This is a genomic window from Glaciihabitans sp. INWT7 (assembly GCF_014217685.1).
In the GTDB taxonomy this organism is placed as follows: domain Bacteria; phylum Actinomycetota; class Actinomycetes; order Actinomycetales; family Microbacteriaceae; genus Lacisediminihabitans.
The window spans coordinates 629,596-647,310 of the sequence record NZ_CP043653.1; the positions used below are offsets into that span (position 1 = coordinate 629,596).

13 protein-coding genes are annotated in these 17,715 nt (G+C 66.3%); 8 read left to right on the plus strand and 5 right to left on the minus strand.

The window, feature by feature from the left end:
- The first annotated feature begins 31 nt into the window (after positions 1-31).
- On the plus strand, positions 32-1,186 hold the full coding sequence (locus tag F1C58_RS03080; RefSeq protein WP_255461232.1) for a DegT/DnrJ/EryC1/StrS aminotransferase family protein: 1,155 nt from the start codon (positions 32-34) through the stop codon (positions 1,184-1,186).
- Here F1C58_RS03080 and F1C58_RS03085 read toward each other — a convergent pair.
- Complete coding sequence (locus F1C58_RS03085; protein ID WP_185202559.1) at positions 1,179-2,291, minus strand: glycosyltransferase family 1 protein; 1,113 nt, start codon at positions 2,289-2,291, stop codon at positions 1,179-1,181. The two genes, F1C58_RS03080 and F1C58_RS03085, sit on opposite strands and share 8 nt — an antisense overlap.
- Before the next feature lie 41 nt (positions 2,292-2,332).
- Here F1C58_RS03085 and F1C58_RS03090 point away from each other — a divergent pair, with 41 nt between their 5' ends.
- A complete protein-coding gene (locus F1C58_RS03090) occupies positions 2,333-3,832 on the plus strand; it encodes a DUF2142 domain-containing protein (RefSeq protein WP_185202560.1) in 1,500 nt (499 codons plus the stop codon).
- An 18-nt stretch (positions 3,833-3,850) separates the two neighbouring features.
- Here F1C58_RS03090 and F1C58_RS03095 read toward each other — a convergent pair whose 3' ends face one another.
- The 3 genes from F1C58_RS03095 to F1C58_RS03105 form a co-directional block, all read right to left on the minus strand.
- Entirely contained in the window at positions 3,851-5,140 is a 1,290-nt protein-coding gene (locus F1C58_RS03095; protein ID WP_185202561.1) for an O-antigen ligase, read from the minus strand.
- 2 nt (positions 5,141-5,142) lie between these two features.
- A complete protein-coding gene (locus F1C58_RS03100) occupies positions 5,143-6,483 on the minus strand; it encodes an O-antigen ligase (RefSeq protein ID WP_185202562.1) in 1,341 nt (446 codons plus the stop codon).
- 155 nt (positions 6,484-6,638) lie between these two features.
- A complete protein-coding gene (locus F1C58_RS03105) occupies positions 6,639-7,862 on the minus strand; it encodes an acyl-CoA dehydrogenase family protein (RefSeq protein ID WP_185203962.1) in 1,224 nt (407 codons plus the stop codon).
- Positions 7,863-7,971: 109 nt separating this feature from the next.
- On the opposite strand from F1C58_RS03105, the gene manA reads away from it, so the two are divergent.
- Together manA and F1C58_RS03115 are read left to right on the plus strand one after the other, a co-directional pair.
- The gene (gene manA, locus F1C58_RS03110; protein ID WP_185202563.1) at positions 7,972-9,183 is read left to right on the plus strand and encodes a mannose-6-phosphate isomerase, class I; all 1,212 of its coding nucleotides are present in this window, start codon (positions 7,972-7,974) and stop codon (positions 9,181-9,183) included.
- Positions 9,184-9,429: 246 nt separating this feature from the next.
- Positions 9,430-10,437: a hypothetical protein gene (locus tag F1C58_RS03115; RefSeq protein WP_185202564.1), complete on the plus strand. Its 1,008-nt coding sequence runs from the start codon at positions 9,430-9,432 to the stop codon at positions 10,435-10,437.
- An 89-nt stretch (positions 10,438-10,526) separates the two neighbouring features.
- On the opposite strand, the gene F1C58_RS03120 is transcribed toward F1C58_RS03115, so the two are convergent.
- On the minus strand, positions 10,527-11,561 hold the full coding sequence (locus tag F1C58_RS03120) for a GlxA family transcriptional regulator (protein WP_370543682.1): 1,035 nt from the start codon (positions 11,559-11,561) through the stop codon (positions 10,527-10,529).
- Positions 11,562-11,698: 137 nt separating this feature from the next.
- On the opposite strand from F1C58_RS03120, the gene galE reads away from it, so the two are divergent.
- From galE to F1C58_RS03140, 4 genes are all read left to right on the plus strand, one after another.
- On the plus strand, positions 11,699-12,664 hold the full coding sequence (galE, locus tag F1C58_RS03125) for a UDP-glucose 4-epimerase GalE (RefSeq protein ID WP_185202565.1): 966 nt from the start codon (positions 11,699-11,701) through the stop codon (positions 12,662-12,664).
- Positions 12,665-12,847: 183 nt separating this feature from the next.
- A complete protein-coding gene (locus F1C58_RS03130; protein ID WP_185202566.1) occupies positions 12,848-13,189 on the plus strand; it encodes a WhiB family transcriptional regulator in 342 nt (113 codons plus the stop codon).
- A gap of 137 nt (positions 13,190-13,326) precedes the next feature.
- Entirely contained in the window at positions 13,327-16,152 is a 2,826-nt protein-coding gene (locus F1C58_RS03135) for a glycosyltransferase family 2 protein (RefSeq protein WP_185202567.1), read from the plus strand.
- On the plus strand, positions 16,145-17,710 hold the full coding sequence (locus F1C58_RS03140; protein WP_185202568.1) for a DUF5719 family protein: 1,566 nt from the start codon (positions 16,145-16,147) through the stop codon (positions 17,708-17,710). Before F1C58_RS03135 ends, F1C58_RS03140 begins: the two co-directional genes overlap by 8 nt.
- The last annotated feature ends 5 nt before the right edge of the window (positions 17,711-17,715 follow it).

Below are 17,715 nucleotides of genomic sequence, written 5' to 3' on the forward strand. Positions count from 1 at the left end.
CACACCACCCGAAACAAGCCCTGGGTTCCCCTTGGCGACATCGTCTTGGGACGAAAAGGAGTATGCCGCGCTCCAAGCGGTGATCTCAAGCGGCCGGTTCACGATGGGGCCGCTCGTCGCGCAGTTCGAACGCGAGTTCGCCGATCATTTCGGCTCTGGCTATGGCGTGATGGTGAACTCGGGCAGTTCGGCCAATTTGTTGGCCATTGCCGCCGCGGTGCTCGATCCGCGAAGCGACCTCAATGCTGGAGACGAAGTGCTCGTGCCCGCGGTCTCCTGGGCCACGACTTACTATCCGCTGCAGCAGTACGGGCTCATCCTCAAGTTCGTCGACATCGACATCGACACCCTTAACATGGATCTCGACCTGGCCGAAGCGGCGATCGGCCCGAAGACCAAAGCGATCTTCGCCGTCAACTTGCTCGGCAATCCGAACGACTTCTCGCGTCTCACGGCGCTTGCCGATCGCCATGGCCTGGTGGTCATCGAGGACAACTGCGAGTCGCTCGGAGCGATGTTCGACGGCAAAGCGGCAGGTACCTTTGGTCAGATGGGCACCTTCAGCGCCTTCTTCTCGCACCACATCTCCACGATGGAGGGCGGAATGATTCTCACCGATGACGAGCAGCTGTACCAGATGCTGACCTCACTGCGGGCCCATGGATGGACCCGCGAACTGCCCACGGAGAACTTCGTCCACCACAAGTCGGGAGACATGTTCGACGACCTCTTCCGCTTCGTGCTTCCGGGCTACAACGTTCGCCCCCTCGAAATGTCGGGAGCCCTCGGGATCGAGCAATTGAAGAAAGTGCCCTCGCTCATCGCGGGTCGACGCGAGAACGCGAGGTATTTCGCGGCTGCATTTTCGGGCCTCGACACGGTGCGCCTGCAGCGCGAGGTCGGGGAAAGCAGCTGGTTCGGATTCTCACTCGTGCTCGAGGGCTCCCTTGCCGGGCGGCGATCAGAAGTCGTCGAGGCTCTCGCGGCGGCATCCGTCGAGTCCCGCCCGATCGTTGCCGGCAACTTCACCAAGAACCCGGTGATGAAGTATCTGCCCTCGATCGTTCCGGATGTGCTTCCCGCCGCCGACAAGATCCACGACGACGGACTCTTCGTCGGCAATCACCACTTTTCTGTGCACGAGGGAATCGATCTGCTTCGGCAGACCATGGAGCGGCTCAGCTAGCCAGTTCGCCTGCGTGCTCGAGCGCCTTTTCAAAGGTGGTGAGAGTGTCGGTCGCGACGGTGTGCCAAGAGTACTTGGCCGCGCGCTCCAGGCCGAGCCGCGTGAGGTCCACACGGCGCGAACGGTCACCCGAAAGGGTGCGCACAGCCGCCGCTAAGGACGCCGGGTCACCGGGGGCGAAGTAATCGGCGGCATCCGCTCCGACCTCCCGGAAGACCTCCGTGTCTGCAAGCAACACGGGCAACCCCACGTTCATCGCTTCGAGGGTCGGCAAGGAGAATCCGGTCGCGAGGGTCGAGTCGATCAGTGCCGTGGCCGTCGCGAGCAGTTCCCTGAGTTCCTCTGTCGATACCCACGTCTTGAGGTCCACCGAGTCCTCGAGTCCCAACTCGCGCACAAGTGGCGCGAGCGGATCGTCGCCCTGTCCTCCTGTGATCACCAGCGTCGGGCGCTCATCCGGCCTCAATTCCGCCCAGGCGCGGACGATGGTCTCGAAATTCTTGTACGGGCTTCGCTGCCCCATCGCCAGGAAGAGGTCGCCCCGACGGGTGCGCAATTCTGACCGGGCGACCGCCCGCGTGCGCGGTGCGAGCGGAATCACATCGATCAGCTCGTTCGGGAATCTCAAGTACCGGCGAATGGCCGAGGCCGAGTACTGGCTGATGGTTATGAGCCGGCTCGCGTTCGCAGCGCCGCGTTTCTCCATCCACTTGACCGGACCGGTGAAGATCTTGGTCTGCATCAACTCGGGATGTGAAAAATAGAGGAGGTCGTGAACAGAGATCACGACGGGAACCGATGAGTGGAGCGGGCCGAACATTGCGGGTCCGTGGATCAGGTCCGCACCGAGTCGACGGGCGGCACGCGACACGGCGAAGAGCTCGCCGATCGCCCAGGTAAGACGATTTTCACCGCTGATGCCGGAGTCGACCACCTCGCCCGGAAACCACGAATGGTCGGTTCTCATGAGCTCGGCGCTCGCGAAACCGACGAATTCGAAGTCGGAATCCAGCTGCCCTACAGCGCGGTAGAGCTCGCGAGCGTAGACCTCGATGCCGCCTTTGGTCCCCGTCGATTGCAGGAGGTCGACGAGAACACGGGGCATGCCGCCATCGTATCTTTCCTGTCACCGGTAGGCTTCCACGCATGCCGACCAGTTCCCTGTGGACAGGGCGTTGGGGACTTCTCGTATGTGCATTCCTCCTACTGCTCGCCCCGATGCTCATCTGGGCGCTGGCGTCTCCGCTCGGTTCGGTGCCCGATGAGCCATCTCACGCCATTCGCGCCGCCGCCGTAGTCCGCGGCGAGCCTGTTTCGCAACAGTGGGCTGAGCACCCTTCATTGGCGACCGCACGGGTGCCCCGCTATGTCGCCGAACTCCGGGACCGCACCTGTTTCGCCTTCCACCCGCGGGTTTCAGCGGCCTGCGCGGTGTTCGCTGTGGACAATCCGAATGAGATGGTCTTGACGGGCACCAGCGCGGCAAACAACGGGCCGCTCTACTACGCGATTGTGGGAACGCCGACACTCTTCCTCAGCGGGGACGTCGCCCTCTACGGGATGCGGTTCGTCAACGCGATCCTGTGCGCAGCGCTCCTGGCGGCTACTTTCATGCAGACTTCGCAGTTCACGCGATCGCGATGGACTATGGCCGCTGTGACCCTCGCAGTCACCCCCATGATGCTCTTCCTCGGTGGCTCGATCAATCCGAACGGCGTGGAGGCGGCCTCGGCTGGGCTGCTCTTCGTGACACTCTTGGGTATATTGCGATCTCCGAACACGGGAAGGATCCTGTGGGAGCGGGCCATCACGGTTGTACTAGCAGTGGTGTTGCTCGTCAGCACACGCAGCATCTCCCTGCTGTGGCTGATTGCCGTGATCGCTGCAGCCCTCATTTTCGCCGACCGCTCGGTTTTTCGCGTGCTGGTGAGAAGGCCAGCCGCGTGGATCGCGCTCGGGGGATCGGCAGTGGCCGCCTTCAGCGCGCTTGTTTGGTTCGCACACCCACCGAGCCTCGTCGAAGTGCCCCTTGCGGGTGCAGGAACGAAACCGGGCACGGCATTTGTGAGCATGCTCGCGCGTTCCTTCGATTTCTCCAGCAGCTACATCGGAATCTTCGGTTGGCAAGACACGCCGTCGCCGTCTTTCACCATTCTCGTGATTGGATCGGCAGTACTGCTTCTCGTGCTCGCCGCCCTCATCTGGGGTACCGGGCGGGCCCGTTGGGTTGCCTTGGGCTTTGGAGGACTCCTGCTGTTGGTACCCCCCGTCACCCAAGCCATCGTGGCTCCGCACCTGGGGTACATCTGGCAAGGGCGCTACATGCTCGCCATATTCTTGTGCCTCCTGATCTGTTGCGGCGTGGCAATCGATGAATCCTTCGACGGTCGCGCTCTTCTCGGTCGATCTCGGGTCGCGCTCAACGTGGGCGTGACGTTGGTCGGCCTCGGCCAGATCGCGAGTCTGGAGACGGCTCTGCGCAGGTACATGGTGGGAGATCACGGGGCGATCCAAAGGATGATCCTGAATCCGGAATGGCAGCCACCGTTTGGACTCGCTGCGCTCACTTTCGCGATGCTGGTGTGGGCCGCTGTAGCGGGTAACGCTGTCGTTCGTCGGCTGGCGCGCGTCCAATCGATTCCATGACGACAGGCAAGTAGCCAGCTAATCCATCCCCGAGGGCACACGGATGGCCGCAAAGGCCTTCCGCCAGCTCAACTCCCGCGAGGCCTTCACCGAACACACCACGAAGGTGAGCCAGCCGAACTCCACCAGGAGTGAACTCTCGGCCAGCCCCGTGACGAGCAGCACCACGAGCACGAGGGCGGGCCAGGCGTAGACGAAGCTTCGCTGGCGGGAGGCGAGCAGCCAGGAGCGGATGAAGGCCAGGCCGAGCATGAAGACGAAGGCGAAAAGGCCGATGAGCCCGACCTGGAACCAGACATCGAGGTAGGCATTGAGGCCCGATGGCTGCAGCCCGTCCCGAATATACGTGAAGGGGGGGATGCCTTCCCACCAGTGGCCTGCCCAGCCCCAGCCCTCGAGTTCGTGGGTGGGGATCAACAAACGGATCGGGCGCCAGATCGCCAGTCGCTGGTTCAGCTCGTTGCTCGCGCTGAGCGCATTGATGATCGGCGTGCGGACGGCCCACGCGATCGTACCCACCGTGATCGTCGATCCCAGGAGCACGAACTGCCAGATGCGCTTGCGCTCCGATGAGACGCGCCGAAGGCCGTAGAGGGCGAGGGTGGCGAGCATCACCACCATGAGGGTGCCGAAGGCGATCGGAGACCGGGCGAGCAGCAGGGTGAGCCCACCGAGCACCAGGGACCCGATCGCGAGGTTGCGGGGGACCGATCTGGTGCGCAGTTCCGTGCCGAAGGTCACGATCGCCACGAGCGTGACGATGCCGAGCTGGTTGCGGGTTCCGAAGATGCCCTGGATCGGCCCGAGCACATCGAGGTTGCCCGCGATCGCGAGGAAGTGGATGGGGCTGTCGATGAGCACGCCGGAGAAGATCTCCAGCACCAGGGAGAGCAGCAGGGCTCCGCGCAGCACGTTGCCGAAGGCCCGGGCGATCTGGATCGTGTCCCGGATGAGCGCGACGTAGATTCCGAGCATCGTCACCGCCAGCAGGTAGATCGCGCTGCCTGCGGTCGCCCAGTTGTATTGACTCCAGAAGACCGAAATCGTCGCCCAGCCGACGAAGACGAGGAGCGAGATCGGCAGAAGGCCGTGCCACTCGATCTCCTCGCGCTGGGCGAGCAGCGAAAACGACGCGAGCACGACGAGGCCGCCGAGAATGGCGAGGGCGCCTGCCCATCCCATCAGTTCGTGCAGCAGGAGCGTAGCGAGCTGCGACCCGATAATCACCTGAGTGAGCGCCGCCGAGAAGCGGGGGGCCCCGAGAAAGCCCTTGGCCAGTTCGAAGGCCGGATGTCTCGGCTCGGCCATGCTCACGGTCTGCTCCGCAGGGTGGCGGGGGAGAGCTCCGGGGGTACCGGCTCGAGGCCGAGCGGACTGGTCTTCGTCTTGACCGCCCAGATCACCAGCAGCATCAGTCCCCCCTCGAGCAGGATGCGGCTCTCGGCAAGGCTCTGCACCAACTGCGCGGTGAGGATGAGGAGAGGGAGTAACGAGAGCCAGAGGTGGGAGCCCGGGTCGCGAGGCGAGGTGACAACCGGGTCGATGGCGATCAGCCAGGAGCGCACGAGGGTCGCAAGCACGAGCGCACCGAAGACGACGAGTCCGATGACACCGAGCTGCAGCCAGACATCGAGCCAGGCGTCGTGGGCGTGGGGTGGCTGAACGCCCCCGGCCTTCTTGAGGGTGTCGAATGGCGCGATCCAGACGATCCAGTAGCCGAGCCATCCCCAGCCCGCACCCGGACGCTGCTGGGCAAGCGCGATGACCTCGTGCCAGATGGTGAAGCGGCCGGTGAAGTCGGAACTCTTGCCGAGCAGCTCGAGAATGCGGCTCTGCGCGACATCCGCCAGCACCGCGAGGCCCGCGGCGACGATGACTATTCCGCCGTAGGCATAGGCCCGTCGACGGGGAGTACCGGCCCGCCGCACGATCAGCGCGGCAAGCGCCACGACTACCACGGCAGCCAGTGCGACGAAGATGGTGGCGGATCGGGTGAGCGCGATCGTGAGGATGGCGACGGCCAGCCAGAACCAGCCCCATCCGCGTTTCACTGACTTCGAGGCGAGCTGGATCGCGAACACGATGAGCCCGAGCAGAGCGGCCATGGCCAGGAGGCTCGAGTTGCCGACGATACCCTGGATCTTTCCGAGATCGAAGAGCAGGTCTCGCGACCAGTAGAGCAACTTGGCGGGGTTGCTTTCGGGCGTCACCCAGACCGGGTAGATCGGATGCCGGATGATCGCCGAGACGATGAATTCGAAGAGGAACGAGAGCCCGAGCACCAGCCGGAAGACCCAGCCGAGCACGATCAGGAGCTCCGGCCACGTCACCGTCACCGCGATCGAGACCACCGAAGCGGTGGTCAGCAACAGCACGACGGCGCCGAGCGCGGTGAATCCGGGATAGAACGACCAGGCGATCGAGAGAAAAGCCAGGGCGATGAAGGCGAGCAGCGGATAGGGCAGCGATCCGAGACGGAAGCGTGCTCGATTGTGCACCAACACCACGACCGAGATCGCTGCGATGACCACGACGAAGACGCCGTAGCCGTACCAGCTGAAGGAGTTTCTCCAGAAGTCGCCGGCGATTCCGGTGAACAACACGAAGGTCGCGAATCCCAAGCGGAACCCGTGGCTGTCGAGTGTGTTCATAGAGAACAGGGTATGCGGTGCGGGGAACCGCTGGTCGAGAAGCGCGCTCTGGCGCGCGTATCGAGACCGACTCGGGGTCTCGATACGGTCGCTGGGCGACCTACTCGACCACCGGGGGCTGCCCGCTGGGCGACCTACTCGAGCTCTGGTGCGGATCAGACGAACGCGGCCTTGCCGGTGATCGCGCGCCCGACGATGAGGGTGTTCATCTCGCGCGTCCCCTCGTAGGAGTAGATGGCTTCGGCGTCCGCGAAGTACTTGATGACGCCGTAGTCCATGACGATGCCATTGCCGCCGAAGAGCTCGCGGCACCAGGCGACCGTCTCGCGCATGTGTCGGGTCGTGAACTCCTTCGCCAGAGACGAGTGCTCGTCGCGCTGAGTCCCCTCGTCCAGCATGTCGGAGACGCGAGTGACGACTCCGATCGATGCGGTGATGTTGGCGAGGCTCTTGGCGAGCAACTCCTGCACCAGCTGGTGGCTGCCGATGGGCTTTCCGAACTGGATGCGGGAGCCGGCGTACTCGACGGCCGCCTCGTAGGCGCCCACCGAGTTGCCGACCGCGGCCCAGGCCACTTCGGCCCGTGTCAGTCGAAGCACGGCGGCGGTCTCGCGGAACGACTTGGAACCCTGAAGGCGGTTCGCTTCCGGCACGATCACGTTGGTGAGCACGATGTCGGCGTTCTGCACGATGCGCAGGGCCTGCTTGTTCTCGATCCGCTTCGCGGAGTATCCCTCGGTGGTCGTCGGCACGATGAAGCCCTTGACCTGGTTGTCGTCGGCATCCCGCGCCCAGATGATCGTGACATCGCTGATCGAACCGTTGCCGATCCATCGCTTCGCACCATTGATCACCCAGTTGTCGCCGTCGCGCTTCGCGACGGTCTGCAAGCCCTGGGCGGTGTCGGATCCGGAGAGGGGTTCGGTGAGTCCGAATGCCCCGAGCAGCTCGCCGCTGGCGAAGCGGGGCAGCCACTCGGCGCGCTGCTCCGGCGATCCGGCAACGGCGATGGACCCCATCACGAGGCCGTTCTGCATGCCGACGAGGGTGGCGACCGAGGCATCCACTCGAGCGAGTTCCAGGGCGACCCAGCCGCGGAACGTCGCGCTATTGGGAAACTGCTGGGTCTCCGGGTAGGACTGCCCGAAGAGACCGAGTTCGGCGAGACCGTCGACGATGTGACGGGGGAAGAATTCCGCCTTGGTCCAGAGGTCGTTCATGATCGGGCGCACCTCGGACTCGAGGAATGCACGGAGCTTCACGATGTACTGCTTCTCGTGTTCGCTGAGCAGGCTCTCGTATCCGTAGAAGTCGCTGATCAGCGGGGTGAAGGGGGCCAGTTCGTCGGCGGACTGCGCGTTTTCTGCGGTGAGGGTCATCGGGGCTCCATTGCGTGAGAGAGACATCTTTCCCACTTTAAGCGCCGATTCTGGGCGTTGGCCAAGCGATTGGTAGTTTTGTCTAACCCCCGATCGAAGGAACCCGCGGATGTTTGTAGGCATCACCAACACCCCCCGGCCGTACGCGTGGGGATCGACGACCGCGATCGCGAAACTGCTCGGCCGCGAGATATCCGGTGATCCTGAGGCCGAGCTCTGGCTCGGGGCGCATGCCGGCTCGCCGAGCACGATCCTCGATCCCACCCAGACGGGCGGCGCGACGGATCTCGCTGAGTGGATTGCGGCCGACCCTCAGACGACGCTCGGGCGGTTCGCGGCATCCGGGCGGCTCCCGTTCCTGCTGAAGGTGCTCGCCGCCGCGTCCCCGCTCTCGCTGCAGGCACACCCGACTCTCGATCAGGCACAGGCCGGATTCGACCGCGAGAACGAGCTCGGCATCGCCCTCGATGCTCCGCAGCGCAACTACAAAGACGCTTTTCCCAAGCCGGAGTTGATCTACGCGCTATCGCCGACTTTCGACGCGCTCTGCGGATTCCGCCCTCTCGATGAGGTTCGCGCGCTACTTCACGCATTGATCGAGGCGTCCAATGCGCTGGAGGACCCCCAGCCGCAGCCGCTCGAGGACCTGCTCGACTCCCTCTCGGGGTCGGATGTCGCGCTGCCGGAGACCTTCGAATGGCTCATCGGCAGGCGCACCGGGGTCGCGACCCTCGTGTCGCTCGTCACCACGCTGGCGTCCCGCGGAGTGGCGGGATACGACGCCGAGATGGCGACGGTCTCGCAGCTCGCGGAGGAGTATCCGGGGGATCCTGGCATCGTGATCGCCCTGTTGCTCAATCGTGTGACGCTCAGGGCGGGGGAGGCGCTCTACCTGCCAGCCGGCAACATCCACGCCTACCTCAGCGGCCTCGGCGTAGAGCTGATGGCCGCTTCGGACAACGTGCTGCGCGGAGGCCTCACGCCGAAGCACATCGATGTGCCGGAGCTGCTCGACGTGCTGGACTTCACACCGGTGCCCGTTCCCTACCTTCAGTCGACCTCTCCCTCCGAAGGCGTCGCGGCCTTCACCCCGGATGTGCCGGACTTCGAACTCGTTCGCGTGGACGGCATGTTCCTCGACGCCTCGGTCGCGCTCACTGGGCCGGCGATCGCACTGTGCACGGCGGGCGAGGTATCGATCTCGGGCTCGGTGTCATCCGTCTCGCTGGAGCTCGGGGACGCGGTCTTCATCACGCCGGATGAGGCGGGGTTGCGGTTCACGGGGTCCGGCACCGTTTTCGTGGCGACGACGGGGGCGTAAGCGGGTAGTGCGCGCGGCGTGAGTGTGCCGTGGTGCCCATTCCGTGTCGAGCCCTCCCCAAAACGCAGGAGATTCGCCACGAAACGCTACGGTTTGCCGCCGAAGGGGCGTTGTGGCGGCGAATCTCCTGCGTTTTGGTGACGACTCGCGCGGTGACCTGTCCTCCCCCGGCAGATGCGCGCGACGATCTCCCCAGATCGGTAGGCGGTGGCACGCAGGATCTCCGGGTGCCGGGATGCTTCGGCGATGACGCCCATCGACACGCTCGTTCGACGATCTGGCTGGTTCCTGCGACGGAGGGACCTTCTGGCGCTCGGCCATTCCGACAGTTCGATCCGCGCAGCCCTGGGTGACCGCCGGATATTCCGGGTGAGGCAGGGCTGGTACTCGGTGCCGGATGCCCCGGAGTGCGCGATCCGCGCGGTGAGGGTGGGTGGGCGTTTGACCTCGATCTCCGCGCTCGAGTCCTACGGAATCCCCGTTCCCCGACGACCGGAGACCCACATCGCGGTCAAGGCGACCGCCGGTCGGCTTCGATCGACACACGATCGCCGGACGCGTCTCGCGAGCGAGCGCGATGTGCGCATCCACTGGGTGGACCGTCTGGCTTCCGCGGAGTCCCGCTGGAGGGTGTCCATGGACGATGCCCTTCTGCAGGGGTTGATCGATGAACCTCGTGACATTGCTGTCGCGTGCGCGAGCCTCGTGATGCATTTCGAGAAGTGGACCGATCGCCGGATGGATGCCGTATTCGCCCGCGCGCCGGGTGACGTGCGCAAGTGGCGAGAGTTGGTGAGTGCGCTCGACGAATCGCATGGCGAGACGTTCTTCCGACTCTGGGCCACGGACTCGGGTCTCTCCGTGGTTCAACAGGTGTTGCGCCGGGGTGTCGGACGACTCGACTTTCAGGTCGGGCCCCACACCTTCGTCGAGATCGACGGCGGGCAACACGATCCGGCGTGGACGGCCACGACGTCGAACTCGTGGGAGAACGACCACGACAGGGATACGACGATGTCGATCACGGGGGATCGGGTCCTGCGATTCACCTATAGGCAGCTCTACGGTGACTTCGCGCGCATCCTTCTCGCCGTACGGCGATGCCGAGCGGATGACCTCGCGCTCACCGCGATCCGCGCTCGCCGGCCGTATCGCCTCGAACCGCGTACCGATCGCGTGCGAGGCATCCTCTCGCGATCGAAAGCGCGATCCCACGTCCAACGAAAACGCGGGAGATTCGCCACGAAACCGTGACGAACGCCGCCGAGTGGGCGTTTTCGCGGCGAATCTCCTGCGTTTTGAGGGAGGTGGCGGCGGAAGGCGGTCGGAGAAAGCGCAGGCTGCTACGCCGGCACCCTTTCAGAGAACGCCCGCCGGTAGGCCGTGGGGGTCACCTGCAGCACCTTCACGAAGTGATGACGCATCACCGCCGCGGCACCGAAACCGGTGTCGGCCGCGACAGTCTCGAGGCTCAGCTCGGTCTGCTCGAGCAACTGCTGGGCGCGGATGATGCGCTGCCGGTTCAGCCACGCCGCGGGAGTCGTCCCCATGTCTGCACGGAACCGCCGGGCGAAGGTGCGCGGCGACATGAGTGCTCTCCGCGCGAGCTGCTCGACAGGAAGGTCTTCACCGAGGTGCTGCAGCATCCACTCCGCGACCTCGGCGAAGGAGTCGGCGCAGTCCTCACTGAGCGGCGACTGGATGTACTGGGCCTGGCCGCCGTCGCGCTGGGGTGGCACCACCATGCGCCGGGCGACGACGTTGGCAACCGATGCTCCCAGCTCCTTGCGCACGATGTGCAACGCGGCGTCGATGCCCGCCGCCGTGCCCGCGCTCGTGACGACCTTGCGATCCTCCACGTAGAGCGCGTCGGCGTCGACGGTCGAGCCCGGATAGCGCGCGGCGAGCTGTTCGGCGTGCATCCAATGGGTCGTGGCGCGGCGCCCCTCGAGGATGCCGGCCTGGGCCAGAGCGAAGGCTCCGCTGCAGACGCTCAACACCCAGGCGCCGCGAGCCTCCGCGGCGCGGATCACCTCGAGGTAGCGCTCGTCGATCGGACTGAAGTCCGCGGGATCCACCGAGTGCGCCGGCACCGCGATGAGGTCGGCATCGGCCGCAACATCCAGTCCGGATTCGATGACCATGTCGTAGCCGAGGCTCGTGCGCACACGCCCCGGGGTGGCCGTCGCGATTGTGAAGTCGAACGAGGGGCCGCCCATGTCGGAACGGTCGATGCCGAAGACCTCGCAGATCACTCCGAATTCGAAGGGGGCGACTCCGGGGAGGGCGAGGAGCACGATCTTCTTCAACACGGCGACTCCTGTGGCGGGAATGAGCGGAACGATGGCAATCCTGCCACTCGTGGCAGTAACTCTCAAGTCATAGATTTTCTGCCATGATCACTTTCGCACTCGTCATGGGAACACTCACCGCATGGGCCGTCGTCGGCTCGATAGTCGTCGGTCGGCGAGACGGGTACCGCCGGCAGCCCGGGCGACCCCACTAGCCTGTAGCCATGACCTGGTTAGTGACCGGCGGCGCCGGCTACATCGGAGCCCACGTGGTTCGAGCGCTGCAGGATGCCGGGCTCACGCCGGTGGTGCTGGATGACCTCTCGAGCGGCCACGCGGAGTTCGTGCCGAGAGGCGTCCCCTTAGTCCGCGGCACGATCCTCGACGGCGACCTGGTCCTCGACACTCTCAAGCGACACCACGTGACCGGGGTCATCCACGTCGCGGGCTTCAAGTACGCCGGGGTGAGCGTGCAGCGCCCGCTTCATACCTATGAGCAGAATGTGACCGGCACCGCGGTTCTCTTGGCCGCGATGCAGGACCGTGGAGTCGACCGCATCGTCTTCTCCTCGAGCGCCGCGGTGTTCGGAACGCCGGATGTCGATCTGGTCACCGAGGACACCCCGAAGAACCCGCAGTCGCCCTACGGGGAGTCGAAGCTCATCGGCGAGTGGCTGTTGCGCGACCAGGGGGTCGCCACCGGGCTCCGCCACACCTCCCTTCGCTACTTCAACGTCGTGGGCTCGGGAGACCCGTCGCTGCGGGACACGAGTCCGCACAATCTCTTCCCGCTGGTGTTCGACGCGCTCGCCGAAGGGCGGACTCCGCACATCAACGGCGACGACTACCCCACGCCCGACGGCACGAACGTGCGCGACTACATCCATGTCTCCGACCTGGCGGTCTCTCACGTCGCTGCCGCTCGGCGTCTCGATGCGGGAGAGCCGCTCGAAGCCGCCTACAACCTCGGCAGCGGAGACGGCGTCTCTGTTGGCCAGATCATGGCGACGGTGGCGGATGTCACGGGCATCCCGTTCACCCCGGAGATCGCCCCACGGCGCCCCGGAGACCCGGCGCGCATCGTCTCCGCTGGCGACCTCGCCGCCCGTGACCTCGATTGGACGATGCGCCACAGCCTCGCCGAGATGGTCTCCAGCGCGTGGGCGGCCCGGCAGAGCTCAGTCGCCTGACAGGCTTTCGCCGCAAGCGCACGATATGCTGCCCCCCATTTGAGGGGCCCGGCGCGTCGCGAACCCTCGAGGCGGGATTGAGCCTTTACGATTTGCGACTTGACGGATGCCTAACTACACCGGTGTAATTATCCCTAACGCGTTTGCGCAAGTCGTACGTGATCGCGGAGGGGAGACTGTGTTATGGCGCCAGAAGATTATCGCCGCGCTGTACCAGGGGGCGTCGTCCCGGACAACTGGTTCGTGGATCCGGTGCGCCTCGGTGTTCCCGGCGTGCGCCAGGTCGATGCGATCGCTGCCGATGAAAACCAACTCGCGTGGCAGACGGATTCGCTGTGTGCACAGACGGACCCCGAGGCATTCTTCCCCGAGAAGGGTGGATCAACGCGGGACGCGAAGAAGATCTGCACCTCCTGCGAGGTGCGCAACCAGTGCCTCGAGTACGCGCTGGCCAACGACGAGCGATTCGGCATCTGGGGCGGACTGTCGGAGCGCGAGCGACGCAAGCTGCGGAAGCGCGCCTAGGGGCGATGCACCTGGCGGTCTCGATGTGCGCCCTGGAGGGCGCTACTCGACCAGCGGGCGCTCTCGCCGGGCGGCGATCTGGGGCTCCCGTGCGTGTCACGTCGCGCTGACCGCTGAGCGCGCTTAGTCTCGACAGGATGCAAACGAGAGTCACCGCGATACTCGTTGCCCGGTCGGGGGCGGCGCACCTCGAACGAACCCTCGCGGGGCTCGCTCGCCAGACCCGTCGACCCGATGCGATAGTCGCGGTGGATGCCGGATCCAGCGACCGCACCGCGGAAATGCTCGCCGCATCCGCTCCCACTCAGCTCGTGACGACCACCGGCAAGGTGGATTTCGGCTCCGCCGTGGAGCGCGCCCTCACCGTCGCGGCACCGGCGGAATCCGTGAACGACTGGCTCTGGCTGCTCGCCCACGACAACGCGCCCCAGCCCGCCGCGCTGGAGGCCATGCTCGGCGCGGTGGAGATCGCGCCATCCGTCGCCGTCGCCGGTCCCAAGCTGATGCGCTGGGATGAGCCCGACGTCATCGCCGAATACGGCGAGACGATGACCTACTACGGCGCGTCGATCGCCCTCGTCGAGGGAGAGCTCGACCAGGCCCAGCACGATGTGCGCTCCGACGTGCTCGGGGTGGCCGCCGGCGGCATGCTCGTGAGGCGCACCCTCTGGACCGCCCTCGGCGGGTTCGATCCGGCTCTGCCGAGCGTGGATGCCGCACTCGACTTCTCGGTGCGGGCGCGACTCGCCGGTTTCCGGGTCGTGGTCGTGCCGGGCGCCAAGGTCGCCAGCGACGGCGGACCCGAGATGTTCGGGCGCGCCAGCGTGTCCGACCGGCGCAGGGCCAGCTCCCGCCGTGCCGCGCAGTTGCACCGCCGACTCGTGTACGCGCCCGCTGCTGCCCTGCCGTTCCACTGGCTGTCGCTCCTTCCTCTCGCCATCATCCGTGCCATCGGCCAGTTGCTTGCCAAGCGGCCCGGAGCGGTCGGTGGCGAACTCGGTTCGGCGCTCGCTGCGGCGTTCGGCGGCAGCCGGATCGGGCCTGCCCGTCGCAGTCTCAAACGCACCAAGCGGGTCGGGTGGGCGTCGATCGCCCCGCTCCGGATGCCACCTGCGGCCGTGCGCGAGCGGCGAGCCCAGGCGAGGGATGCGCAGCGCACCCAGTCCACCGTCACGGTCACGGAGGCTCGCGCCGGTTTCGTCGCCCACGGCGGTCTGTGGATCGTGGTGCTTGCCGGCCTCATCGGCCTGATCTCCTGGGGTTCCCTCATCGGGGCGCCGTCGCTCACCGGCGGAGCTCTGTTGCCGCTCAGCGACAGCGTGCAACAACTCTGGTCACACGTCGGGTACGGATGGCGCGACATCGGGGTCGGCTTCGTCGGGGCGGCGGACCCCTTCACCTACGTTCTTGCCGTGCTCGGATCGATCACCTTCTGGTCGCCATCATTCAGCCTCGTGCTGCTCTACCTGCTCGCGCTACCGCTGGCCGCGCTGGGTGCCTGGTTCGCCGCCCGGCAGCTGAGCACCCGGTCGTCTCTGCCCGCTCTCGCCGCGTTCCTCTGGGCCATCGCCCCTCCGCTCTCCAGTGCGCTGAGCGGAGGGCACCTCGGAGCGGTGATCGCCCACCTGCTGCTTCCGTGGCTCGTGCTCGCAGCGCTCAACGCTCCGCGATCGTGGGCCGCGTCGGCCGGGGCCGCTCTGCTCTTCGCCGCCACTGCGGCATCCGCTCCGAGCCTCGTGCCCGCGCTCGTGATCGCGCTCCTGGCCTGGATCGTCGCCCGGCCGAAGAGCGTGCACCGGCTCCTCGGCATCCCCATTCCGGCTGTGGCCCTCTTCGCGCCCCTCATCGTGCAACAGGTGGCGCGGGGAAATCCGCTCGCCCTTTTCGCCGACCCCGGCGTGCCCGCTCCCACCACGCCGAGCAGCTCACTTCATCTCAGTCTGTTGTCACCCTCCCAGGGACTCGACGGATGGTCGGCGGTGGCGCAGTCCTTCGGACTCCCCGGAGTCTCCGCGACCGTGATCGTCGCGGCGCTTCTTCTGCCGATCGGCGTTCTCGCGCTGCTCGCCCTCTTCGTTCCGGGATCCCGCCGGGCTATCCCGTCCATGATCCTCGCGCTTCTCGGTTTCGGCACCGCCGTCGCCGCGTCGCACCTGCAGGTCGCGCATCTCGGCTCGAGTGCAGTGCCCATCTGGACCGGGGCGGGGCTCAGCCTGTTCTGGCTCGGCCTTGTTGCCAGCGCTCTCGTGGCGCTCGACGCCCTCGGGCGATTCGCCGTGCCCGTGGGCATCCTCACTGCGGTCACCGCGACGATTCTCGTGCTGCCCCTGCTCGGAAGCGTGCTGCTGAAGACCGCAGTGGTCGAAGCCGGGTCGCGCATCCTTCCGGCGGTGGTCACGGCCGAGGCCGATGAGCATCCGCGCGTCGGCACCCTGGTGCTCACTCCCCAGCCCGGCGGCTCCCTCGCGGCCACAGTGCAACGAGGCTCGGGAGCGACCCTCGACGACCAGTCGACCCTCGCCGCCACCTCCACCTCTGCCGACGCGACGTCGCGACGCATCGCAACGGTCGCGGGCAACTTGGCCTCGCGCAGCGGATTCGACGCGGGGGCGGAACTGACCAGACTCTCGATCGGTTTCGTCTTGCTGTCGCCGGATGACGCTGCGGTGCACAAACGCACTTCTGAGGCACTGGACAGCAATGCCCTGTTCGCGCCGGTCGGAGCCACAGACAACGGCCTGCTCTGGCGCTTCAACTCTCTCGCGAACGAGAAGACGGTCACCCCGGTCGGCAACACCGAGACGGCCCTCGGCAGCCTGATCTTGATCGCCCAGGGCATCGTCTTCGGCATGACTCTGTTGCTCGGAATTCCCACCGCGCGCCGCCGCCGTCGTCTCGCCGTGAGTGGATCGAACCCCGGACAACCGGCCGACACCTTCGACGGGGATGGTGAGAATGACTGAGCCCACCGACGAGACTCCGCCCACTGGCGAGACAGGGCCCATGATCGACGCTCGGCCGAACGAGCCCCTCGAGACCCGCGCCTACGTCACCGAGGTCGAGGATGTCGCAGAGCCGGTGACGAAGGCTCCCAGAACGGCGCGCGGCGCGCTTCTCGTCGGTGCGCGGGTGCTCACCGGGGTGATCGGCATCGGTGTCGCTGCTGTCGCCATCGGCGCAGCTGTGCTCGTGCCGTTTCCCAGTCACACGGCGCCCCCCGCCTCCCGGCTGGTCACCCCCGTGGCATCCGCCCAGCAGCGCATCTGCGCCGGCCCCCTGTTGCGGCTCGGGGATGACACCGGGCAGGCGGCGACCTCGGTCTCCTCGGTCGGCAGACCAGCAGTGCGCTTCGGCCAGACCGTCGGCAAGGCGACCCTCGAGCCCCTTGCGTCGACGGACAGCACCACGGGTGTCGGCCCCGACCTGCTGACCCTCCCTCCGCGGTCGAACTCATCGTCGGTACCGCTGCTCTCGGGCAGCCAGGTGCAGGCCGTCTCATCGGGTGACCTGGTCGGACTCGCTGCCGCCGAGTGCGCAGAGGGAAGCAGTGACAGTTGGCTGGTCGGCGGTGCCACGGACACCGGTCGAACCACACTCATCACCCTCAGCAACCCGAGCAATGTCGTCGCGACGGTCAATCTCAGTATCTTCTCCGAGACCGGCCCGATCGTCGCCGCGGGCACCGATGGCATCGTCGTGCCTCCCGGTGGGCAGAGAGTGCTGTCGCTCGCCGGCTTCGCGCCGAACATCACTTCCCCGGTCGTGCGGGTGCAGAGCCGTGGCGGCCAGGTCGTCGCCAACCTGCAGCAGTCCATAGTGCGCACCCTCGAGCCCGGCGGCGTGGACATCGTCGGCACGTCGGCCGCGCCCTCTACCCTCACTGTGATCCCCGGACTCGTCCTGTCGAACGGCACGGCGGTGGCCGCCCGCCAGGCGGAGAGCGGATTCGGCGACCTGAGTGCGATCATCCGTCTGTATGTGCCGGGCACGGACTCTGCCAAAGCCGAGATCACGATAGTGCCGGAGAACGGTTCGGAGGCCGCGACCCCGGTGCGGGTCGTGGTGCAACCGGGAATCGTCACCGAGGTGCCACTCGACTCCTATCCCGACGGCAGCTACACGGTGACCATCGCCACCGACAAGCCGCTCGTCGCTGGCGCACGCATCTCCACTGTCGGCACGACGGGCCAGTCCGACTTCGCCTGGTCGACCTCGACCAGGAGTGTGGTCGGCCGCGCGCTGGTGACTATCGCCCCCGGCCCGACGCCCCTGCTCCACCTCGCGAATCCGACCCAGAAGGATGCCACGGTCACGCTCTCCCGCTCGGGTGAAGCCGACCTGTCCGTCGCCGTGCCTGCGGGGCACACCATCACCCAGGCGGTGGTCGGGGGAGCGAACTACCGCGTCACCGGTTTCGACGAGCTCGCTCTTTCGGTGAGCTACCTCGGTGACGGACAGCTCGCCACGTTCAGCGTGAGCCCGTCGGCACCCGCCTCCCGCCCGATCGTCATCTACCCCTGACGAAC